Genomic DNA, 24,049 nt, shown 5'->3' with positions numbered 1-24,049 from the left:
TATTAAGAGTTTAAAAGAATCTTGGTGTTAGTATACGTTCAGGGTTATTAAAGATGTCAAATCTTAAAAAGAATTCATAAGAACCATTACTATGGTCTTCGATATCTGTAGTTTGAAAATCATATCCCATTCCTAAGAATAACTGATTAGTTATTTGAAACCCTGCCATGGCGCTAATTGCAGCATCCCATCGATAAGAGGCTCCAAGGGTAAATTTATTGTTGAACAGAAAATTTGCAGATAAATCGGCTTGCAGAGGAGATCCATTAACCCACTTAAACATAGTTGCAGGTTTGAGTTTTAGGTTTTCACTAATATCAAAAACATAACCCGCTATAAAGAAGTAATGTAAACGTTCTATGGCTATGGCATCTTCATTGTTGTTATTGACGCTATCTGAATTATAATGTTTTGAATTGAAAAAATTAGGTACTGATAATCCAAGATAGAGTCTGTCGTTATTATAGTAAATACCTGCACCTATTTGAGGTTGTACTTTTTTATCAATGTTTTCTGCAAATTGCCAATCGTTTTCATCATATATGTTTAGTTTTGAGTAATCTACGTCTAGTATACTCAGTCCTCCTTTAATACCAAACGATATTCTTGAACGACCTGATAAAAGTAATGAGTATGCATAATCTATTGTAATACCTGTTTCGTTAGAAGGACCTATTTTATCATTAATAATAGAAAGTCCTATTGCGTTTCGTTTTAAGGTACCCAAAGGCATATTAAAAGTAAAAGTTCCGGTATTTGGAGCTCCATCAAATCCAGCCCATTGTGTTCTGTATAGTAACCCTAAACCAAGAGCATTTTTTGAACCAATATAACCCGGGTTTACAACTTGGGTGTTATACATGTATTGTGTATACTGTGGGTCTTGTTGAGAAAAACACACATTTACACTAATAATTATTAATAGTAATATAGAATAATGTTTCATTAGGTTTAGTGGTTTTTAGTTTCTTTTTAGATATAAATATCCTTTATCAGTCATGGCTTCTTGATCGGAGTTCCATCGTGTTAGTATATAGAAATAGGTACCTGTGGGTAGTTTTTGATCTTTACTAACTGTTGTACGTCCTTCAGAGATTCCTCTAAATAAATTTCCGTTAATTCCATAAGCATCAGTTTGATAAACTAAAACACCCCATCTATTAAAAACTTTTAAATTATTGTTAGGATAATTTTCAATACCATTAATGCGGAAGAAATCATTAGCCCCGTCTTCATCTGGAGAAACAGCATTAAAAATTTCAAAAGGAATTTCTTCGACGGGTAGGTCTGTTATTGTAGGATCATCTGGATCACCATCATTATCAATATCAATATCGTCTAAGTTGTTTGGATCGTCAGAAGTATCAGTTACAGAACCTCCTGAAGAGTCTTCAGCTGTAACCAATGCTTGATTGGTAACAGACTCGTTTGTTAAGTCTTGTTCAGTTATAACATAAATAGCAGTAAAGGTTGTACTATCAACTTCGCCAGGCAATAGTTGAGGAATGGTGCTACCGTTAATTGTAATTCCAGGTAAGTTATCTTGTAAAGTAATATTATATAAAACTGAATCTCCAGTATTGTATATGATAAAACTATATGTTATGGTTTCTCCAACATTAGCATATCCATTTCCATTAGCATCATTAAAGGTGCTTACTTTTTCAAGAGAAATACTGTTATTAGGTTGACACAATGTAGTTTGGGTTTGATCGTCTTCAAGAATACTATTGTCATCAGATAAATCACTTACATTGTTACCACTAATACTTGTACCTGTAACAGTTGCTTGATTACTAACTGAACCATTATCAATATCAGATTGTGTAATAGTGTAACTAGCAGAATAACTCCATGTTTCATTTATATCAAGTTGGTTGTTGCTATTGATATCACCTGAGGCAAGGGTAATTGTCCCGCCTAACATTGGGTCGGTTAGAATCATGTTGGTAATAGTAGTGTTTCCTGTGTTTGTAAGAGCGAAATTATAGGTTATTGTTTCTCCTACATCGCTACAACCATCATTGTCCTCATCATTGAAAGTAGCAGTTTTAATTAAGGCAATTCCATCAGACTGACATAGATTGGTTTGTGTTTGATCATCTTCAAGAGTACTATTATCATCAGACAAATCACTTACATTGTTACCACTAATACTTGTACCCGTAACAGTTGCTTGATTGGTTACTGAACCATTATCAATATTTGCTTGAGTAATTGTGTAATTGGCAGTATAACTCCAAGATTCATTAATATCAAGTTCATTATCGTTATCAGTATCCCCTGAAGCAAGGATAATTGTACCACCCAACATTGAGTCAGTAAGAACTACATTGGTAATGGTAGTGTTTCCTGTGTTTGTAAGGGTAAAACTATAGGTAATGGTTTCTCCGACATCGCTACATCCATCTGTGTTTTCATCATTGAAAGTAGCCGTTTTAATAAGAGCAATACCATCTGATTGACACAGTGTAGTTTGTGTTTGGCCATCTTCAAGTATACTATCATTATCAGATAAGTCGCTTACATTGTTGCCGCTAATACTTGTACCCGTAACTGTTGCTTGATTGGTCACTGAACCATTATCAATATTTGCTTGAGTAATGGTGTAATTAGCAGAATAACTCCAAGTTTCATTAATGTCAAGTTGGTTGTCACTATCGGTATCGCCTGAGGCAAGAGTAATTGTACCACCAAGCATTGGATCAGTAAGAACTACATTGGTAATAGTAGTGTTTCCTGTGTTTGTAAGGGTAAAACTATAGGTAATGGTTTCTCCGATATCGCTACATCCATCTGTGTTTTCGTCATTGAAAGTAGCTGTCTTAATAAGTGCAATACTATCGGATTGACACATTGTAGTTTGTGTTGGGTCGTCTTCAAGCACACTATCATTATCAGATAAGTCTGTAACAACGACAGCTTGCGATGACTCTCCGCTTGCGGTAGCTTGATTCGTAATTGACCCATTATCAATATTGGTTTGAGTTATGGCATAATCAGCTGTATAAATCCATATTTCACCTACATCAAGTGTGTTGTTTGTGTTCAGGTCTCCTGAATTTAGTGTAACAGGTCCGCCTAATAAAGGATCATTTACAGTTACATTAATTAAACCAGTATTACCTTGATTTGTAACCGTCATTGTGTAGGTTATTGTTTCTCCGACATTGCTACAACCATCTGAGTTTTCATCATTAAAAGTGGCTGTTTTAACAATAGCAATGTCTGGTGCTTGACATAAATCAATCGTAGTGATATCATCTTCCAGGATACTATTGTCATCAGATTGATCACTAACTGTACCTCCAGAAAGAGTACTAGCTTGCACTGTAGCTTGATTTTGTACAAAAGTGTTTGTAATATCTAGCGGAGTAACAATATAAGAACCTGTATATATCCAAATTTCATCAACATCTAACTCATTGTCAGAGTCAGTATCTCCTGAGCTGTAAGAAACTGTAAGTAAAGGGTCGGTTACAACTATTGAGTTTAGTGTTGTGTTTCCTGTATTTATAACAGAAAGGGTAAAAGTTATTGTTTCTCCGTTATCGCTACAACCATCACCATTTTCATCATTAATGGTTCCTTGCTTAATAAGTGCAATACCTTCATTTTGACATAAATTGGTTACTGTAGGGTCGTCTTCTAGAGTACTGTCGTCATCAGACAAGTCGCTTACGTTAGTTCCTCCTGTACTTACCCCTGTTACAGTGGCTTGACCAGTAACAGAGCCATTGTCAATATCGTCTTGAGTGATAATATAGTCTAGTGAGTATACCCATGTTTCGTCAACATCTAGTTCATTATCACCATCAGTATCACCAGAGTTTAATGTTAAAGGGGAAGGAGAAATAGGGTCTGTTAATTCAACGTTTGTAATACTAACATTCCCTGTATTGGTTACGGTATACGTATATGTAATTGTTTCGCCTGGATTTGAGCATCCGTCACTATCTGTGTCATTAAAAACACCTTCTTTCAATAAAGCAATACCAGCTTGTTGACAAAAAGTTGAGTTAGTAGCATCTATATATCCACCATAAACTTCGATTGAATTTACAGCGGCAACTAATGAGTTTACTGTTAATTGAATTTCGTCAAAACCTGTGCTAGTATCAAAAGCTACAACATAAAAACTATCTGTGCTAGTTGGAGTAATATTTACTAAACCCAGAGCTTCAAGAGCGAGTAGGTTGTTTGCTGTTTGTTGCTCTTGTTGAACGCCATCAAGATAAGTTGTAATTGTGAGTGTGTTCAATAAATCTGCCTGAAGTAAGTCGTTTGTATCTCTAATTATAAAACCTGCTTGTGTACCAGCAGGGTAATCAACAAGTACATCTTGAACTGAAATTGAAGCGCTTCCAGCTACACCAGCCATAATATTTATGAGTGCATAATCAGAATTGTCTTCAGATATAATATTTACGGCATTATCAACTTCGCAAGCGATACAAGCAACACCGTCGGTTCCTGTATTTTCGTTGTTAATAATAACCGAACTACTAGGATTTGATATTACGTAAGGTTCATCACAGTTAATCGTTCCTGGACAGAAAGATTGAAGTACCATTCCATAAACTCTGGTACTACCTAGGTTTAAAGAAAGAGTTTGTGTCATAGAAAGTTGTACTTCATCAAAAGGAGCGGTAGTAATAAACCCTAATCGTACAGATTCACTTCCCGTTAATAATAAACCAGAATAAATTGGGAGCAATTCGGTTGTGCCTGTTTTAGATTCAACAAGTGTTCCATCTAAATAGGTTGAAATGGTTATAGCATCAAACAATTGAGTGTTTAAAAGTGTAGTATTTTCAATGTCAAAACCAGCAAAAGTATTTGCGGTGTAATCGGTAATTTCATTTTTATAGGCTATAGTAGCTGTACCTGCAACACCTGCTAATAAATCTATAGAAGCATAGTTTGAAGTATCAGAATCAATAGCATTATTTGTGTTGTTAACACTTCCTAGTGTTAAAAGCCCTCCAGTTCCTGTGTGTTCTTCTACAGCTCTTACAGGAAAGTTTGGTTTAGTAAGTTGGGTAGCGGTATTACAAGCTAACTCAGGTCCTTCACAAAATCTATTAGTTACGGCAGCATAAACATTAGTTGTTGAAGCAACTCCTGCTAAACTTGAAATAGAGATTTCAACAGCATCATAATTCATAGAGGTGTAAAAGCCGACATAAAATTGATCTTGACCTAAAATAGGACTGTCTAAAGCAAGTAAAGAAGTACTTGTGTTAGTTTCTTGTTGTACACCGTCAAGATAGGTTGTTATGGTAATAGCATTTAAAAGATCAGCTTGAAGAATGGAAATGTTTTCTATTAAGAAACCTGCATAACCACCTGATTCGATAAACTCGCTAGCTGTATTATCAGTTACAGTTAATGTATGTGTTACTCCAAGACCAATAAGTGTTGATACAGAAGCAAAGTTAGAAGGATCTGTGTCTATAATGTTGCTAGCATCTGAAATGCCACAACCTACTACACAGAGTCCAGAAGTGTTTTCATCTACTGTTAAATCTGTAAAATTATCATTTGTTACTGCTACAGGATTTTCTGTATTACAGGGAACAGGGTATTGTACTCCGTCTGTATAAATAATATACTCTGCTGTTGATTGACATCCGCTAGCATCTGTTACTGTTACATTATAGCTTCCTTGAGTTAATCCAGAAATAGAGGAAGATGTTTGGTCTCCGGGGCTCCATAGATAAGTGTAAGGAGGTGTTCCTCCAGATACGGATAAAGAAATGCTTCCATCTGAAGCTCCGATAGAGGTTTCTTTTGTTGTGTTACCTAATATTTTTATGGAATTGTCTACATAACTACCATAAACCTCAATGCTATTAATAGTAGCAGCGAGTGAACTAACTGTAAGTTGAATTTCATCATATTCAAGTGAAGTAGAAAAGCCAACCAAATAAAAACCATTAGTTGTAGAAGGAGTTATATTTATTAAACCTAATGCTTCGAGAGCTAGTAAATTGTTTCCAGATTGTGTTTCTTGTACTGAACCATCTAAATAAGTTGTTATAGTTAGAGAATTTAATAAATCTAATTGTAAAAGGTCATTTGTATCCCTAATAACAAAACCAGCAGCGCTTCCAGAAGGAAAATTACTTAGAACATTTTCAACTGAAATAGAAGCTGTACTTGCAACACCAGCAGTTACATTTATCATAGCAAAGTCAGATTCACTTTCGCTAATAACATTTGTTGCGTTATCTACTTCACAAGCTACACAAGCTACTCCGTTTACACCAGTGTTTGTGTTATTAATTATTACAGGTTGAGAAGGATTGTTTAATAATGTAGCAGTATCACAGTTTAAATTCCCTTCGCTAAAAGCCTCTAATATAAGACCATAAACTCGAGTACTCCCTAAGTCTAAAGTAAGAGTTTGTTGAATGGATAATTGAGCTTCATCAAAAGGTAATGAAGTAACAAAACCTACTTGAGAGCGTTCAGTACCAGTAAATAATAAACCACTGTCTACCGATAATAATTCAGAGCTACCTGTTTTTACTTCCTGTTGAACACCATCTAAATAAGTTGTTATGGTAATTCCATCAAGTAGTTCAAGATTTAAAACAGAAGCATTTTCAATGTCAAAGCCTACATACGTTTGTGCAGGATAATTTGTCAGCTCATCTTTTATAGACATACTTCCAGTAGCTATAACACCTAAAGTAAAATCAATACTAGTGTATGAGTTGCTATTAGAGTCTACCGCAGCATTAGTATTGGTTACGCTACCAACATTTAAAACACCTCCCATTCCAGTATGTTCGTCAACTACACGAGCAGGAAAATCAGGTTTATTAATCAAAGTAGGAGTATTGGGTTCTAAATTAGGGCCAACACAAAAACTATTAGTAACCGGATAATAAATATTAGTACTAGAAGCAATACCTGCTAAACTAGCTATTGAAACTTCAATGCTATCGTAGTCTAAAGTAGTGTAAAACCCCACGTAGAATTGATCATTATTTAATAGAGAACTACCAAGTGTTACTAACGAAGCTCCTGAATTAGTTTCTTGAGGAACACCGTTTAGGTAGGTTCTTATGGTAATAGCTCCTAGTAAATCTATTTGAGCAACAGAGCCATTTTCTATTAAAAAACCGGCATAGCTTCCTCCTTCAAAAAATTCATCCGTGGTATTATCTGTTACTGTTATTGTATGAGTTACACCTAAACCTAAAAGTGTAGAAATAGTAGTGTAGTTTGAAAGATTTGTGTCTGTCAAATTGTTGAGGTTTGAAATACCGCAACCCAATAAACAAAGTCCATTAGTATTTTCAGTTACAGTTAAATCAGTGAAACTAGATGAAGAGATAGCAATAGGAGCATCGGTATTACAGGGAACAGTAATGGGAGGAGAATAATTAATATTATTATTACTCGAATTTTCTTTTTTGACAAAAGAGGATAATACTAAGAGCAATAATATTAATTCAACAAATTTGAATCTTTTATAATTTTTTAGTAAGAGTAAATACGTTAGAGTAATTCTTTTCATAATAGTTGACTAGTTAGGTGTTATAAATAACTATCAAGCTTTAATTAGTGGTTGGTAAGCAAGGATAGTATTATGCGATTTGTAGTTTAGTAAACATGTTTAGTTTTTATTTACTAATACAACAAATAGTAATTCAGGTTTTTTTATAGAGCTATTAATAATTCTAAATAATAATTACTTATGAATTTCAGGTTAATGAAAATCTTAAAAGTAACTGTATAGTTAATTATTAGTATAGCAGTATGTGGAATATGGATTAAGGAAAAACTAATAGTTTAATTATAGCTAACCTTTTGAATAAGAAAAAAAATAAATAATCATAACACGAGAGACTTAAATTAAAAATAGCTTAAACATATTCTCAGTAAAACTTAAAAAAGCTTACCTAGTTTACAACAGTTAATAATGCATTATTAACAGTCAACAGTATTTTAACTTTAAGGGGAGAAAAAATTATAACTTTTAATTACATCATAATAAATTTCTTTTAGATCTTTTGTGAAGATAGTGAAAAAAAATATTATAAACAAAAGAAAGAGAGTTTGTTAGTAGCTTTTGTAAGCTTTGAAAATAGAGATGATAGAATAAAGGAAAGTGTATTAAGAATGTATTAACATTTTTTTAACTTCGATTAGTTCGGTTTGTTCCGAACTGAAGTTATTTTTGCATGCAAATTTTTTATGGAGATGAATCAAGTAGAAAAGAAAAAATGTGAATTGGTAGAGAAATTGGGAATTTTTTTAGAAAAAAAAGAACAGTTAGCCCCAGTTGCAGCAAGAATACTTTCACATATTATTTTAACAGGAAAACAAGGAGCAACCTTTGAAGATTTAGTATCTGGTCTTTGTGCTAGTAAAAGCACAATTTCAACACACCTTAATCATTTACAAGGTTTAAAACAAGTAAGTTACTTTACAAAAACAGGCGATAGAAAAAAATACTTTATTCTAAATAGCGATACAATGCTAAAAGGAATAAGTAATATGATAGAAGAGTGGGAAGGAGAAAAAGAACTACACATAGAAGTTAAAGAATACAAAGAAGACATTAACAAAACTCTAAAAGAAGAAGATAGATTTGATCTTGATTTCCACGATAGTTTTATTGAGTTTTTAGATGGAGCAATTGCGTCTGTAACTAAATTAAAAGAAAAAATTATAAACCACAAACAATAACTATATATACATAAAATGAAATATCAACACATATACGGTATTGCTATTCTTAGCATTGTTGCATTATTTTTTACAAGTTGTGAAAAACAACAACAAAAACAACAACAAATGCCAACGCTACCTTTTCCAGTAGTAAAGGTTGCAAAAAAATCAATAACAAATTACCAACAATATCCTGTAACTATTGAAGGAGAAGTAAATAGTGAAATAAGACCTAAAGTTTCTGGATATGTAAAAAACGTTTTGGTAAAAGAAGGTCAAAAGGTTAAACAAGGACAATTGTTGTTTAAGTTAGAAACGCAATCATTAAGTCAAGATGCTGAAGCGGCAAAAGCAGTTGTAAACACAGCACAAGTAGAAGTTAATAAGCTAAAACCATTAGTAGAAAAAAATATTATTAGTCCAGTACAATTAGAAACGGCAAAAGCTAATTTGGCACAGGCTAAAAGTACATATAATAGTGTTATAGCTAATATTAACTACGCAAATATAAAAAGTCCTGTAAACGGGTTTGTAGGTTCAATTAATTATAGAAAAGGTGCTTTGGTAAGTGCACAAAGTGCAATGCCACTTACAAAAGTAGCTTCTATAAAAAATGTATATGCATATTTTTCTATGAATGAAAAAGAGTTTTTAAACTTTATCTCTTCCGCTGAAGGAGAGACAATGGATGAGAAAATAAAAAAGTTACCACCAGTAAAATTATTATTAGCTAATGGTAAAGAGTATGAGCAAACAGGAGCCATTGAAACCATTGCTGGTGATATAAATCAGCAAACAGGAACTATCAGTTTTAGAGCAAAATTTGATAATAAAGCAGGTTTGCTACGTAATGGAAGTAGTGGTACAATTTTAATACCTCAAGAGCATAATGATGCGTTGGTTATACCATCAGAATCTACATTTGAGCGTCAAGGTAAGGTATATGTTTATATCGTAAATAATGATTCTTTGGCAGAAAAAACTATTGAAGTTGAAGCCCAAATAGGAAAGCTTTATGTAGTAAAATCAGGGTTAACAACAGAACAAACAATCTTAGCTAAAGGCTTAAATAAAGTTCGATCTGGAGCAAAAATAAAACCTATTCCTACGCCTTTAGATAGCATAGTAAATTCATTCGATACGGTATTTAAATAATTAATAAAACCAGTTATGTTACAAAAATTTATAGAGCGTCCGGTACTCTCTACAGTAATTTCTATTATTATAGTAATATTAGGAGTACTGTCATTAACACAATTACCGGTAACGCAATATCCAGATATTGCACCACCAACGGTGCAGGTTACTGCTTCTTATCCAGGAGCTAGTGCCGAAACAATTTTAGAAAGTGTTATTGTTCCTATAGAAGAACAAATAAACGGAGTAGAAGGAATGACCTACATGACTTCTACTGCAAGTAATACAGGTACAGCAAGTATTCAAGTTTTCTTTGAACAGGGATATGATCCAGATATTGCAGCTGTAAACGTACAAAACAGAGTCGCTAGAGCCAATGCGTTATTACCTTCTGAGGTAACAAGAGCAGGAGTTATTACAGCAAAACAACAAAACTCAGCATTATTATATGCTGCAGTTTACTCTACAAATCCTGAGTATGATGATGTTTTTATTCAAAATTACTTAAATATAAACGTAAAACCAGAATTACAACGTGTATCAGGGGTAGGAGCAGTAAACGTGTTTGGGGCAAAAGACTATTCGATGCGAGTGTGGTTAGACCCAGCAAAAATGGCATCTTATAAGTTAGAACCTAGAGAAGTAATTGCAGCGATTAATGAACAAAGTTTAGAGGCAGCAGCTGGGTCTTTAGGACAAAACTCAGGAGAGTCTTTTGAATATGTAATTAAATATAAAGGACGATACAAAACTGCAAAAGAATACGAAAACGTTGTTGTAAAAGCTCTAGGGAATGGGCAGTTTTTACGTGTTAAAGATGTAGCAAAAGTAGAGCTAGATGCATTTTCATATTCGTCATTATCACGTACAAACGGGAATCCAGCACTTAACTTTGGTGTTTTTCAAACACCTGGATCTAATGCACAAGAAATTATTGAAAACATCTATGTAAAACTAGAAGATTTAAAGAAAGATTTTCCTGAAGGATTAGATTACATTATTAATTATGATACCAATAAATTCTTAACAGCATCTGTAAACAAAGTAAAAAGTACTTTAATAGAAGCCTTTTTGTTAGTGTTTGTAGTAGTATTTATCTTCTTACAAGATTTTAAGTCTACCTTAATACCCGCAATAGCGGTTCCAGTATCAATTATTGGTACCTTCTTTTTCTTAAATCTATTTGGGTACTCTATCAACTTATTAACCCTATTCGCTTTAATTTTAGCAATTGGAATTGTGGTAGATGATGCTATTGTAGTAGTAGAGGCGGTGCATGCTAAACTGGAAGATGGAGCAGAAAGTGCAAAAAAAGCATCAATTTCAGCGATGAGTGAAATCAGTGGTGCTATTGTGTCTATTACGTTAGTAATGGTGGCGGTTTTTGTACCAATTACGTTTATACAAGGTCCATCAGGAGTATTCTATGAGCAATTTGGGGTAACACTAATGGTTGCTATTTTAATTTCAGCAGTAAACGCACTAACACTAACACCAGCTTTAAGCGCATTACTATTAAAACCACATAACGATACTCACAAGAAAAAAGGACTATTACAGCGATTTTATGATGCATTTAATGCAGGATTTAATGCGGTAACTAATAAATATACTAAATCTTTAGGGTTTTTAGTAAAGCACAAATGGGTAACAGCAGGTATTTTAGGGTTAAGTGTTTTGGCTATTGTATGGGCAAGTAATACGATACCTACAGGATTTGTACCTTCGGAAGATAGAGGTGTAGTCTTTATGAATGCTGAATTACCTGCAGGTTCTTCTTTAGATAGATCGTATAAAGTAACAGAAAAGTTATATGAAAGTATTAAAGAAATAGAAGGAATCAAAGGGGCATCGTTTATTAGTGGAAGAAACTTTTTCTCAGGAGAAGGAAGTTCGTACGCAATGGGCTTTATTATTCTGGAAGATTGGAGTGAAAGAGAAAGTGATGCTGAATCAGTTAAAAGTATAGTAGGTCAACTTTTTGGTAAAGCAGCTATGATACCAGATGCAAACATTATTTTCTTTACCCCACCAAGTGTACCAGGTTTTGGTAGTGCAGACGGTTTTGAAATGAGATTACTAGATCGTGCAGCCAAACCATTAACAGAAATGGATGCAACAGCCAAACAATTTGTTGGTTTGTTAAATCAACAACCAGAAATAGCGTTTGCTTCTAACTCTTTTGACACTGGATTCCCTCAGTTAGAACTAGATATAAATGTAGAAAGAGCTAAAGAAGCAGGAGTATCAACAAGTGCTATCCTTTCAGCTTTACAAGGATATATTGGAGGAAATTATGCAGCTGACTTTAGTAGATTTGGAAAACAATTTAGAGTTTTCGTACAATCGTTGCCTGAAGACAGAATAAATGAAGAAAGCTTAAATAGCATGTTTATAAAAACACCAAGTGGAGAAATGACACCAATCTCTCAATTTGTTAGTTTAGAACGTGTATATGGACCACAAACAGTTAATCGTTTCAACCTGTTCAATTCAGTAACAGTAAATGGAGGAATCACACCAGGATTCAGTACAGGAGACGCAATTACTAAAATAAATAGTTTAGCAGAAAATAATTTACCAGAAGGATATAGTGTTGCTTATTCTGGAATCACTAGAGAAGAGATAGCATCATCAGGACAATCTACCATTATTTTTATGATTAGTATTCTGTTTGTGTATTTCTTATTAGCAGCACAATACGAGAGTTATCTATTACCACTATCAGTAATTTTATCATTACCAATTGGGGTAGCAGGAGCATATTATACAACATATTTAGCAGGGTTAGAAAATAACATCTATTTCCAAATAGCTTTAATTATGTTACTAGGATTGTTGGCTAAGAATGCGATTCTTATTGTAGAGTTCGCAATACAGCGTCGTAAGCAAGGAAATAGCTTATACGATGCTGCTATTGAGGGAGCAAAAGTACGTTTAAGACCTATTTTAATGACTTCTTTTGCCTTTATTCTAGGGTTATTACCATTAGTGTTAGCAAAAGGAGTAGGAGCTGAAGGGAATAATTCTATCGGTACCGGTGCTGCAGGAGGATTATTAATTGGTACTTTAATAGGGGTATTTGTTATTCCTGTATTATTTGTAATATTCCAATGGTTACAAGAAAAAGTATCAAGTAAACCAGCTGTTGTTGAAATTAAAGAAGATTAATTATGAAATTTATTTTAAATAAAACTTTGGTTGTAGTCATTATGGCTACAACCCTACAAAGTTGTTTCGTAGCGAAGGATTATGTGCGACCTGAGTTAAAAGAAACAGAACATTTGTATAGAACAGATAATTTACCAAAAGACAGTATCTCAATGGCAGATGTGTCTTGGAAAGATATGTTTACTGATGCTCATTTGAAAGAATACATTGATGAAGGACTTCAGAATAACTTAGATATCCGTGTAGCCATACAACAAATGGCTGCTGCTGAAGCTTACATGAAACAAGGTAAAGCAGGGTATTTACCTACTTTAAGTGTAGGAGCAAAAGCTACACATCAAGAATTAGCAAAAAACAGTCAGTTTGGATCTTTTTTTAATGGTAGTATAGATCAATATGAAATTACAGGAAACCTTTCTTGGGAAGCTGATATATGGGGTAAAATACGAAGTAATAAACGAGCAGGAAAAGCAGCATATTTACAAAGTGTAGCTGCTCACCAAGCAGTAAAAACTCAATTAGTTTCAGCAATAGCAACTACCTATTATCAGTTAGTAGCTTTAGATGCTCAATTAGAAATTACTGAACAAACTATTGAAACCAGAGAGAGTAGTGTAAATACTATTAAAGCTTTAAAAGAAGCAGGTCAGGTTAATCAAGTAGCTGTAGACCAAAATATAGCACAATATAACAATGCAAAAGCGTTAAAGGTAGATTTAGAAGCTTCTATTTTTAAAACAGAAAATGCCTTAAACTTGCTATTAGGAAGAACATCAGTAGTTGTTAAAAGAAGTAAACTTTCACAACAAGAGTTAGATGTTACTATAAAACTAGGTGTTCCTACTATTTTGTTAAGAAACAGGCCAGATGTAATGGCTGCTGAATATGGATTAATTAATGCTTTTGAAATGACAAATGTTGCTAAAAGTAATTTCTATCCATCGTTAACTTTAACTGCAACAGGTGGTTTTCAGAGTTTAGATTTAGATGAATTACTAAGTACCAATTCCTTATTTGCTAATATTATAGGAGGCTTAACACAGCCTATCTTTAATCAAAGAAAAATAAAAACGCAGCACGATGTAGCTAAGGCACAACAAGAACAAGCATTGTTAAGTTTCAAAAAGACTTTGTTAACAGCAGGGAATGAGGTTTCAAATGCACTTTTCGATTATAATGCTGAAACCGAGAAGTTTGAATACAGACAAAATGAGGTTGAAGCTTTACGAAGAGCAGAAACTAACTCTGAGGAATTGTTAAAAAATGGGTATGCAAATTATCTTGATTTATTAACAGCAAGAGAAAGAGTTTTGAACGCAGAAATAAACGTTATAAATAACAAATTAAATCAATTATTAAGTACAGTAAATATATATAAAGCTTTAGGAGGAGGATGGAAATAAAGTAGGGTTGATTATGAATAATAGGGAAAAACTTATCAATGTTGCAAAAGAAAAATTTATAGCATTTGGTAGTAAGCATACTACAATGGATGAAATAGCTGAGTTACTTGGAATTTCAAAAAAAACTATTTATGCATGCTTTTCTTCAAAAGAAGAATTGATAATTGAAAGTATCAAAGAATTAATAAATGAATTTAAAATTGATATAGAACCTATTTTAAAATCTGATAAATCAGCATTAAATAAAATAATAGAAATATATGAGGTAATTTTTAAATACGTAATAAAGTTTAAACCTTCTTTTATTTTTGGATTAAAAAAATACTATCCCAATGCCTATGATGCCTATATAGAAGTAACGAAGAATGTTGTATCTAAAGATGTGATAAATTTACTAGAAGAGGCTAAAGTAAACGGAGAAATAAGGAAAGATGTAGATCTTGAGCTATTTAGTAAATTGTATCTAAGTAATTTAGAAGGGAGATTGTTTAATGCTGACAACTTATTTAAAAATTACCCAAGAGAAGTCTTACTTGAATATATGATTATAAATAATTTAAACTCTTTAAAGCCTAGCAAATAAGAACATAAATTTTTGTGGTTTTTGATGAAAAGTGTCGTGTAGTATGTTATCATATCTACAAGACACTTTTTTGTATTGAAAAAATGATTTATAGATGGAAAAAGAAAAAGTATTTTTGACGTATTTTTGTAATAAAGTAACAGAAATTGTTAAAAAAAATAACTACATATTTATTACTTAGTATTACAACTTTGTTTTATAGCCAGGATAAAACAGGATTGCAGTTCTTAAATATTCAAAAAAAAGCAGAGAATTATTTAGAAAAACTACAAGAAAATTATACAGAAGGAAATTATAAGCTTCATAAAATTTATAGTGACTCTTTATACAATATATCTAAAAAGAATAACCTGAAAGCATTACAAGTAAAAGCAATGGTTAACCAGGCAATAAGCTTAAACATGCAAACAAAATATGTAGAAGGTATAGCACTGTATAAAGAGGCATTAGCTATTGCTAAAACGATACCAGAAAGCAAACAAGCTGAAACTGTTGTGTTAGTTAACTTAGGAAATATATATAATAATGTAGAACTTTATGAAAAGAGTATAGAAACCATGAAGATGGTGTTAAAGCAAGCAGCCTATACTGAAAAACCAAAGTTAATAAAAATGGCTGCGTTGAACGGATTATCGATAAGTTATTCAGCTTTAAATAAAGAAGAAAAATCATTACTATATGCAGAACAAGTAAAAGAAATAGGAGAAGAAACAGGTAATGAAAATATCATTTTAACATCCTTAAACCATATTAGTAGTTCCTATTATAAATTAGGAGCGTATCAAAAATCTATTGAAACAGCAAACAAAGCAACAAAATACAAGTCTTTTGAGAAAAATACTAGGGTAAAAGCATGGCTTTTAGTTAATTTAGGAGTCGCAAATTTAAAACTAGAGTTTTATAGTGAAGCAGAAAAATACTTAAAACAAGCGTTAAGCATAGCTTCTGAAAAAAGTATAGAAGAAATTGAAATGATATGTTATGAAAACTTGACTACGATATATCAAAAATTAAACAAAACGACAGCTTACTTAAATACAGAAAAGAAATATAATGAGAGTCGAATAAATTTTCTTAAGAATCAAAAAAAAGCGATAACAGAAGAGCTAAAGGCAGAAATTAAAGCAAAAGAAGAAACTATTTCAGCACAAGAAAATACAGAAGCTTTACTCTCAGACCAACAAAAAACAACCTTGTGGTTTAGTGTGTTATGTATGATTGGTTTAGGTGGGTTATTTTGGATTTATATAAAAAAGAATGAAGAAGAAAGTGCTATTGAAGAAATAAAAGAGCAAACAAAAGAAGTAAAAGTAATCCAAGAAAAATATAAAAATTCTTCATTATCAAAAGAAGATAGAAGCTCTTACAAACAAAAAATATTAAAGGAAATTGAAGAAGAAAAAATATACTTAAACCATAACTTAACTCAAGCAAGTTTTGCTAAAAAATTATCACTAAGCAGTCATCATTTGTCTGAAGTGTTTTCGTTTGAATTTGACAAGAATTTTTATCAACTCATCAATTCATATCGAATTAAAGAAGCCAAGAAAATGTTACAATTATCTACAAGCAAAGACCACAAAATACTCGCTGTTGCTTACGATTCTGGTTTTAAAAGTAAAACTACTTTCAACCGTGTGTTTAAAGAACAAACAGGTTATACCCCATCAGAGTATCGAAAAAAACTAATAAATTAGGTTCCACTCTATAGAATGATACTTCTATAACAATCAACGGTTATATCTTGCGCCTCATTACTTAATATAAACGATATTATTAAGTAATACTTAGCTTTTATTTTATATATGAAGATTCAGTTTGAGTTGGTAATATCACCAAACAAACAACACCTATCAAACCAATATTTAATGGCTGGGTAGTTCTTACTTTATGTAGTATGTAAAAAAGCTTGATTAAAATAGAAGTGTTAAAAATTATATTAAAAAGAATGAAGGCATTAATAGGTAAATTTTTAAGAAGTGGTTTAGTAGTACTTTTTTTAATTTTAAGTAGTCAATTGTTTTCGCAGTCGTTCACTTCTTTATGGAACACGGCAAATATTAGTACTGGCTCTTCTGGAGTTAATGAAATAAGCATCCCAACGAATTCAGCTTACACGTATTCATACACCGTTGATTGGGGTGATGGAAATATTGATTCAAACGTAACAGGAGACATTACCCATACTTATGCCGCACAAGGAACTTATACCGTAAGCATTAGCGGAACGTTTCCTGCAATTTATTTTAATAATACTGGAGACGTTGACAAAATTATCGAAATCTTGTCTTGGGGTACTATTCAATGGCAAAGTATGGAAAGCGCATTTTATGGATGTTCAAATCTAAATTTTGATGCTATTACTCCACCAAATTTAAGTCAAGCTACTAGCCTACAAAATGCTTTTAGAGATTGCTCATTGTTTAATGGTATTATGAATAATTGGGATGTAAGCACCATAACTAATATTTCAGGGTTATTTATGAATTGCGAAATTTTTAATAGACCTTTAGATCAATGGGACACATCTAGTATAATAGACATGTCTTACACTTTTTATAATGCAAGGGAATTCAACGAACCATTAGATAACTGGAACACATCAGCAGTAACTACTTTAGAAAACTTTTTATATAGAGCCCGTAAGTTCAATCAAAATATTAATAACTGGAATGTAGTTAATGTTGTTAATATGGAAGGAGCCTTTTACGATACAAGTGCATATAATCAGCCAATGAATAATTGGAATGTTGGTAATGTTATTAATATGAGTAACACTTTTAAAGATTCTAGCTTTAATAGTCCAATAGATAACTGGGATGTAAGTAGTGTTATAACAATGGCGGGAATGTTTAGTCAATCTAAATTCAATCAACCCATAAATAGTTGGAATGTTAGTAATGTAACAAACATGTCTAAGCTATTTTTTAGAAACAGAACCTTTAATCAACCTTTAAATAACTGGGATGTAAGTAATGTTACAAATATGTCAGGTATGTTTGATGGATGGGCTTGGGGAGCAGTTTTTAATCAACCTATAGGTAATTGGGATGTAAGTAATGTTACTGATATGAGCTATATGTTTCGAGATAACTCAGGTTTTAATCAACTTTTAGGCAGCTGGGATGTGAGTAATGTTGTTACGATGAGAGGAATGTTTGAAGGCGCCACTGTTTTTAATCGAGATATTAGTTTGTGGAATGTTAGCAAGGTTACCAATGTAGAAAGTATGTTTGAAAGAACAGAAGCTTTCAATCAACCATTGAATACTTGGGATGTGAGCAATATTACTAATATACGCAACATATTTCAACGAGCAGAAGCTTTTAACCAACCTTTAAATACTTGGGATGTAAGTAATATCACTGATTTTCAATATATGTTTGATAGAGCTACGTCCTTTAACCAAGATATAAGCAGTTGGCAAACAGGAAATGCTAGAAACATGTCTTATATGTTTAATCAAGCTACTTCATTTAACCAAGACATAGGAGTCTGGGATATATCTAGTGTTACAAACATGACAAACATGTTATCGAATAGCGGTATTTCTCAAGAAAACTATGATAATATTCTTATAGCTTGGAATGCTCAAACAGTTCAAAATAATGTTGATTTAGGGGTGACGAATCTAAATTATTGTGATGCATTAAACCAAAGACAAAGTTTAATTGATAATAACGGGTGGACTATATCAGGAGATATTGTAAACTGTTCTTATGTATTATGTACTCAAATAACAATGCCGCAAGCAGGTGACACGCAAGTGCCTGCAAACAGTGATATTCGTTGGAATCCAGCTCCTAATGCTACAGGATATAGAATTAGTGTAAGAAGAGAAAACGGAGCGACTTCACAGGTTATATATAATAATGAAGATGTAGGAAATGTTGTAGGAGTGGACTTTACCAATGAATTTATAGCAGGAGATACTGTATATGTAACAGTTGTTCCGTATAACGATGAAGGACCAGCTACAGGTTGCCAAGAAATTAGTTTTACAGTAATAGAAAGTTGGGTAAATAGCCCAGATGCATTCAAGCTTACTTATGACACAAGCATACAAGTATTAAGTTATACTAGTCCTACGAATCAATTAGAAATAGAAACAAATTCAGGCTACCCACACTATCTTACTTATAACTATTCTATAGATTGGGGAGATGGACAGTACAATCATAATGTAACAGGGAATATTACACACACATATCTTACCCCAGGTATTTATACCGTAAGTATTATAGGCGTTTTTCCTTCTCCTAAGCATGAGTATGTAGGTGATTCTCATAAATTATTATTTATAGACCAGTGGGGTAATCAAGTTTGGGAAAGTATGAACGAAGCTTTTTATGGTTGTGGAAATATGGAGTACAATGCTACAGATATTCCTAATCTTAGCAATGTAATAGATATGGAAAGAATGTTTAGCTCATGTAGAAAATTTAATGGAAACATAAATAATTGGAATGTAGGTAGTGTAACTAACATGCGTGGTATGTTTAGTGGAACTTCAATTTATAACCAACCACTTAATAATTGGGATGTAAGTAATGTTACTGATATGAATTATATGTTTGGTGGAGCTTTAGAGTTTAATCAAGACATAGGAAATTGGAACACAGGAAATGTTGCAGATATGGGAGGTATGTTTCAAAATGCAGAAGTATTTGATCAGAACCTTAATAACTGGAATGTAAGTAGTGTTACAGATATGAGTAGCATGTTTGAAAGAGCAGAAGCATTTAACCAACCACTTAATAATTGGGATGTAAGTAATGTTACCAATATGTCTGAAATGTTTAATGGTTTTATTTCAAACATGGCTTTTAACCAAAATATTGATAATTGGAATGTAAGTAATGTTACAGATATGTCTGAAATGTTCCAGAGATGTGTTGATTTTAACCAACCTTTAAACTCTTGGAATGTAGGTGCTGTTACAAACATGACTTCGATGTTTGAAAGCGCATATGTATTCGATCAACCATTAGGTAATTGGAACGTATCTAAGGTTACTAACATGGAGAGCATGTTTCAAAGCGCTAGAGACTTTAACCAGAATATAAATAGTTGGAATGTAACCAATGTAACGAACATGAGTTTAATGTTTTACAATGCTCAAATGTTTAACCAACCATTAAATTCTTGGGATGTAAACTCAGTAGTTAATATGTCAGGTATGTTCCGAAGAGCAGAAGCATTTAATCAGCCATTAAACTCTTGGGATGTAAGTGCTGTTGCTAACATGAGTCAAATGTTTCAAGAAGCCACAGTTTTTAATCAACCATTAAATTCTTGGAATGTAAGTTCAGTAACCTTAATGCCTTCGATGTTTGAAGAAGCTGTTGCTTTTAATAGTCCGTTAGAAAACTGGAATGTTTCTGTAGTAACAAACTTTGAAGCAATGTTTAAGAATGCAGAAATATTTAACCAACCCTTAGGGAATTGGAATACAGGCGAAGCACAAACAATGGCTGAAATGTTTCATGGAGCGTCTGCATTTAATCAAGATATTAATAATTGGAATGTATCTTTTGTAACCACTATGCAAGAAATGTTTCGAGGAGCAACGTCTTTTAATAGACCATTAGATTCTTGGAATGTAGCATCGCTAACTAATATGCAAGGCATGTTTCAAACAGCAATAGCTTTTGATGGTGCTATTGGAAGTTGGAATATTAGGAGAGTAACCACCATGCAAGACATGTTTAATGGTGCAATAAACTTTAATCAACCAATGAATAATTGGAGGCCAACAGCAGTAACGAACATGGATAGAATGTTTCAAGGTGCAAGTTTGTTTAATCAACCTTTAAACCAATGGTTATTAAATACGTTATCGATGAACGCTATGTTTAATAACGCTACAGTTTTTAATCAAGATTTAGGTGATTGGAATATTAGTGGTGTAACTAACATGCAGAACATGCTAGATAATACAGCTCTTACTAGAGTAAATTACGACAATACGCTTATTGCATGGTCTGAACAAACACTAACACCTGGAATAAATATAGGAGCTAACACTCTTCCCTATTGTGATGCTGTAGAAGAAAGACAATTAATGATTGATAATTTTGGATGGTCTTTTACAGGTGATGTCTTAGATTGTCCTATTCCAGAATGTACACAGTTAATAGCGCCTTTAAATGGAGCAACAGATGTTCCTGTAAATACAAATTTAACTTGGGAATCTGTTTTGTATGCACGTGAGTATGCTTTAACAATTAGAATTGAACCATCTGGAACCATAATAAATGAAACTGTTGTAAATGCCACCACTTATGAATTTGCTACAGATTTTTCAGGAGGAGAAACAGTTCATGTTACTATTGTACCTTCAAACGAAAATGGAGATGCAGTAGGATCTTGTGCAGAAGAAAGCTTTACGGTGTCTACAACTCCATCAACAGTACCAGATTGTACCAGCTTAACCTTACCACTTGCTGGTGGTACAGATATATCTGTAAGTACAAACTTAGAATGGAATGTTATAAGTAATGCAGATGGATACAGGCTTACAGTAGGAACTACTTCAGGTGGAATAGATATTCTTAATAGTATTGATGTAGGTAATAGTACAACATACGATTTACCTGTAGATTTACCAGAAGACACCGATATTTTTGTAACTATAACTCCTTATAACGATAAAGGAGATGCAACAAGTTGTGGAGAAGAGTCTTTTAAAACAGAGTTTATTCCAGTAGTACCTAGTTGTACAAGTTTAGTGAATCCTATAAATGGATCAACGAATGTTCCGTTGAATACTGATATTTCTTGGAATGAAATTACAGAAGCAACCGGGTATTTAGTAAGTGTAGGAACTACTCAAGGAGGGATAGAGGTTATGAATAGTATTGATGTAGGAAACATAACAACTTATAGTTTTACTCAAGACTTACAAGCAAATAGAATACATTATGTTCGTATAATTCCATACAATGATGTAGGAGACGCTACAGGTTGTGTAGAAGAAAGTTTTACTACTGGAGATGCAGTGGTAAGTGTACCAAACTGTACCACAATAACAGTTCCAAGTAACGGAGCAACGAATGTTAGTGTTAGTACAGGAATTACTTGGAACGCAGTAGCTGATACAGATGGGTATTATATATCAATCGGAACAACCTCAGGCGGAACTGATATTGTGAACAACGAATCAGTAGTAGGAACGAGCTATACTTTAGCTAGTGATTTACCAGAGAACACGACAATTTATGTATCAGTAATTCCATACAATTCGGTAGGAAGTGCTACAGGGTGTTCAGAAATTAGCTTTACTACTGAAATAGTACCAACCGCACCGAATTGTACCACAGTCACAGTTCCAACCAATGGAACAACAAATGTTAGTGTTAGTACAGGAATTAGTTGGGATGCAGTAGCAGATGCTGACGGATATTACCTATCAATTGGAACAACTTCAGGCGGAACTGATATTGTAAACAACGAATCAGTAGTAGGAACGAGCTATACTTTAGCTAGTAATTTACCAGAGAATACAACAATTTATGTATCGGTAATTTCATACAATTCGGTAGGAAGTGCTACAGGATGTTCTGAAATTAGCTTTACTACGGAAATAGTACCAACCACACCGAGTTGTACCACAATTACAGTTCCAAGTGATGGAGGAACTAATGTAGCAGTCGATACAAATATTACTTGGAACGCAGTAGCTGATACAGATGGGTTTTATATATCAATCGGAACAACCTCAGGCGGAACTGATATTGTGAACAACGAATCAGTAGTAGGAACGAGCTATACTTTAGCTAGTAATTTACCAGAGAACACGACAATTTATGTATCGGTAATTCCATACAATTCGGTAGGAAGTGCTACAGGATGTTCTGAAATTAGCTTTACTACAGAAATAGTACCAACCTCACCAAATTGTACAACAATAACAGTTCCAAGTAATGGAGCAACGAATGTTAGTGTTAGTACAGGAATTAGTTGGGATGCAGTAGTAGATGCCGATGGATATTATGTATCAATCGGAACAACCTCTGGTGGAACCGATATTGTAAACAACGAATCAGTAGTAGGAACGAGCTATACTTTAGCTAGTAATTTACCAGAGAATACAACAATTTATGTATCGGTAATTCCATACAATTCGGTAGGAAGTGCTACAGGATGTTCTGAAATTAGTTTTACTACGGAAATAGTACCAACCACACCGAGTTGTACCACAATTACAGTTCCAAGTGATGGAGGAACTAATGTAGCAGTCGATACAAATATTACTTGGGACGCAGTAGCTGATACAGATGGGTATTACCTGTCAATTGGAACAACTTCAGGTGGAACCGATATTGTAAACAATGAGCTAGTGATAGGAACAACATACAATCCTACGAGCGATTTACCAGAGAATACAACAATTTATGTATCAGTATTACCATATAAGTCGGGGGGCTTAGCAACGGGCTGTGGTGAAGTTCGTTTTACCACAGAAACCGTTGCAATTATACCAAACTGCACCACAATCACAGTTCCAACTAATAAAGCAACAAATGTTAGTGTTAGTACTGGAATTACTTGGGACACTGTTTCAGATGCCGATGGGTATTACCTGTCAATTGGAACAACTTCAGGTGGAACCGATATTGTAAACAACGAGTCAGTAACAGGAACGAATTATACTTTAACTAGTGATTTACCAGAGAACACCATAGTTTATGTATTAGTAACTCCATACAACTCGCTAGGAAGTGCTAATGGGTGTTCTGAAATTAGTTTTAGAACTGAAGCAAGCTTAGTAGGGGAAACCAAATACGGTTTTTCTCCAAATGGTGATGGAGTAAATGACTTTTGGGAAATAAAGGGAATTGAAGAACATCCTAATAATATAGTAACTGTTTTTAATAGGTGGGGAGATATGGTTTTTCAGATGAAAGAATATGATAATCAATTTAATGTTTTTAGAGGCGTAGCCAATAAGCTAACGGGTATGGGAGGTGATAAGTTACCAGCAGGGACATACTTTTTCAGTATAAAAATTTCAACAGAGGGGAAATCAAAAGAAACAAAAGGGTTTTTAGTTTTAAAAAGATAA

10 protein-coding genes are annotated in these 24,049 nt (G+C 33.2%); 8 read left to right on the top strand and 2 right to left on the bottom strand.

What is annotated here, in order from left to right; translation table 11 throughout:
* Positions 1-10: 10 nt before the first annotated feature.
* Both D6200_RS08830 and D6200_RS08825 read right to left on the bottom strand, forming a co-directional pair.
* Positions 11-946 carry a PorP/SprF family type IX secretion system membrane protein gene (locus D6200_RS08830; protein WP_047790750.1) on the bottom strand — a complete coding sequence of 312 codons (936 nt, stop codon included), beginning with the start codon at positions 944-946 and terminating at the stop codon, positions 11-13.
* Positions 947-961: 15 nt separating this feature from the next.
* Positions 962-7,258 carry a DUF7507 domain-containing protein gene (locus D6200_RS08825; RefSeq protein ID WP_073184199.1) on the bottom strand — a complete coding sequence of 2,099 codons (6,297 nt, stop codon included), beginning with the start codon at positions 7,256-7,258 and terminating at the stop codon, positions 962-964.
* Positions 7,259-7,262: 4 nt separating this feature from the next.
* Here D6200_RS08825 and D6200_RS15515 point away from each other — a divergent pair, with 4 nt between their 5' ends.
* The 8 genes from D6200_RS15515 to D6200_RS08790 all read left to right on the top strand — a co-directional run bounded on the left by D6200_RS15515 (position 7,263) and on the right by D6200_RS08790 (position 24,049).
* Positions 7,263-7,397, top strand: coding sequence for a hypothetical protein (locus tag D6200_RS15515; protein WP_262509482.1), 135 nt, complete (start codon positions 7,263-7,265; stop codon positions 7,395-7,397).
* Between the two features lie 820 nt (positions 7,398-8,217).
* Positions 8,218-8,706 (top strand): GbsR/MarR family transcriptional regulator, encoded by a 489-nt coding sequence (locus tag D6200_RS08820; protein ID WP_047790747.1) that lies wholly within the window; start codon positions 8,218-8,220, stop codon positions 8,704-8,706.
* A gap of 15 nt (positions 8,707-8,721) precedes the next feature.
* Positions 8,722-9,843: an efflux RND transporter periplasmic adaptor subunit gene (locus D6200_RS08815; RefSeq protein WP_047790746.1), complete on the top strand. Its 1,122-nt coding sequence runs from the start codon at positions 8,722-8,724 to the stop codon at positions 9,841-9,843.
* Between the two features lie 15 nt (positions 9,844-9,858).
* A complete protein-coding gene (locus tag D6200_RS08810; protein WP_047790745.1) occupies positions 9,859-12,996 on the top strand; it encodes an efflux RND transporter permease subunit in 3,138 nt (1,045 codons plus the stop codon).
* Positions 12,997-12,998: 2 nt separating this feature from the next.
* On the top strand, positions 12,999-14,399 hold the full coding sequence (locus D6200_RS08805; protein ID WP_047790744.1) for an efflux transporter outer membrane subunit: 1,401 nt from the start codon (positions 12,999-13,001) through the stop codon (positions 14,397-14,399).
* A gap of 13 nt (positions 14,400-14,412) precedes the next feature.
* Entirely contained in the window at positions 14,413-14,982 is a 570-nt protein-coding gene (locus D6200_RS08800) for a TetR/AcrR family transcriptional regulator (RefSeq protein WP_073184201.1), read from the top strand.
* Between the two features lie 146 nt (positions 14,983-15,128).
* Entirely contained in the window at positions 15,129-16,679 is a 1,551-nt protein-coding gene (locus D6200_RS08795) for an AraC family transcriptional regulator (protein ID WP_073184204.1), read from the top strand.
* A gap of 251 nt (positions 16,680-16,930) precedes the next feature.
* Positions 16,931-24,049 carry a BspA family leucine-rich repeat surface protein gene (locus D6200_RS08790; RefSeq protein WP_125064405.1) on the top strand — a complete coding sequence of 2,373 codons (7,119 nt, stop codon included), beginning with the start codon at positions 16,931-16,933 and terminating at the stop codon, positions 24,047-24,049.

Origin of the sequence: Tenacibaculum mesophilum, assembly GCF_003867075.1 — a bacterium.
GTDB classification, from domain to species: domain Bacteria; phylum Bacteroidota; class Bacteroidia; order Flavobacteriales; family Flavobacteriaceae; genus Polaribacter; species Polaribacter mesophilus.
This window is presented reverse-complemented; position numbering and strand designations above follow the sequence as displayed.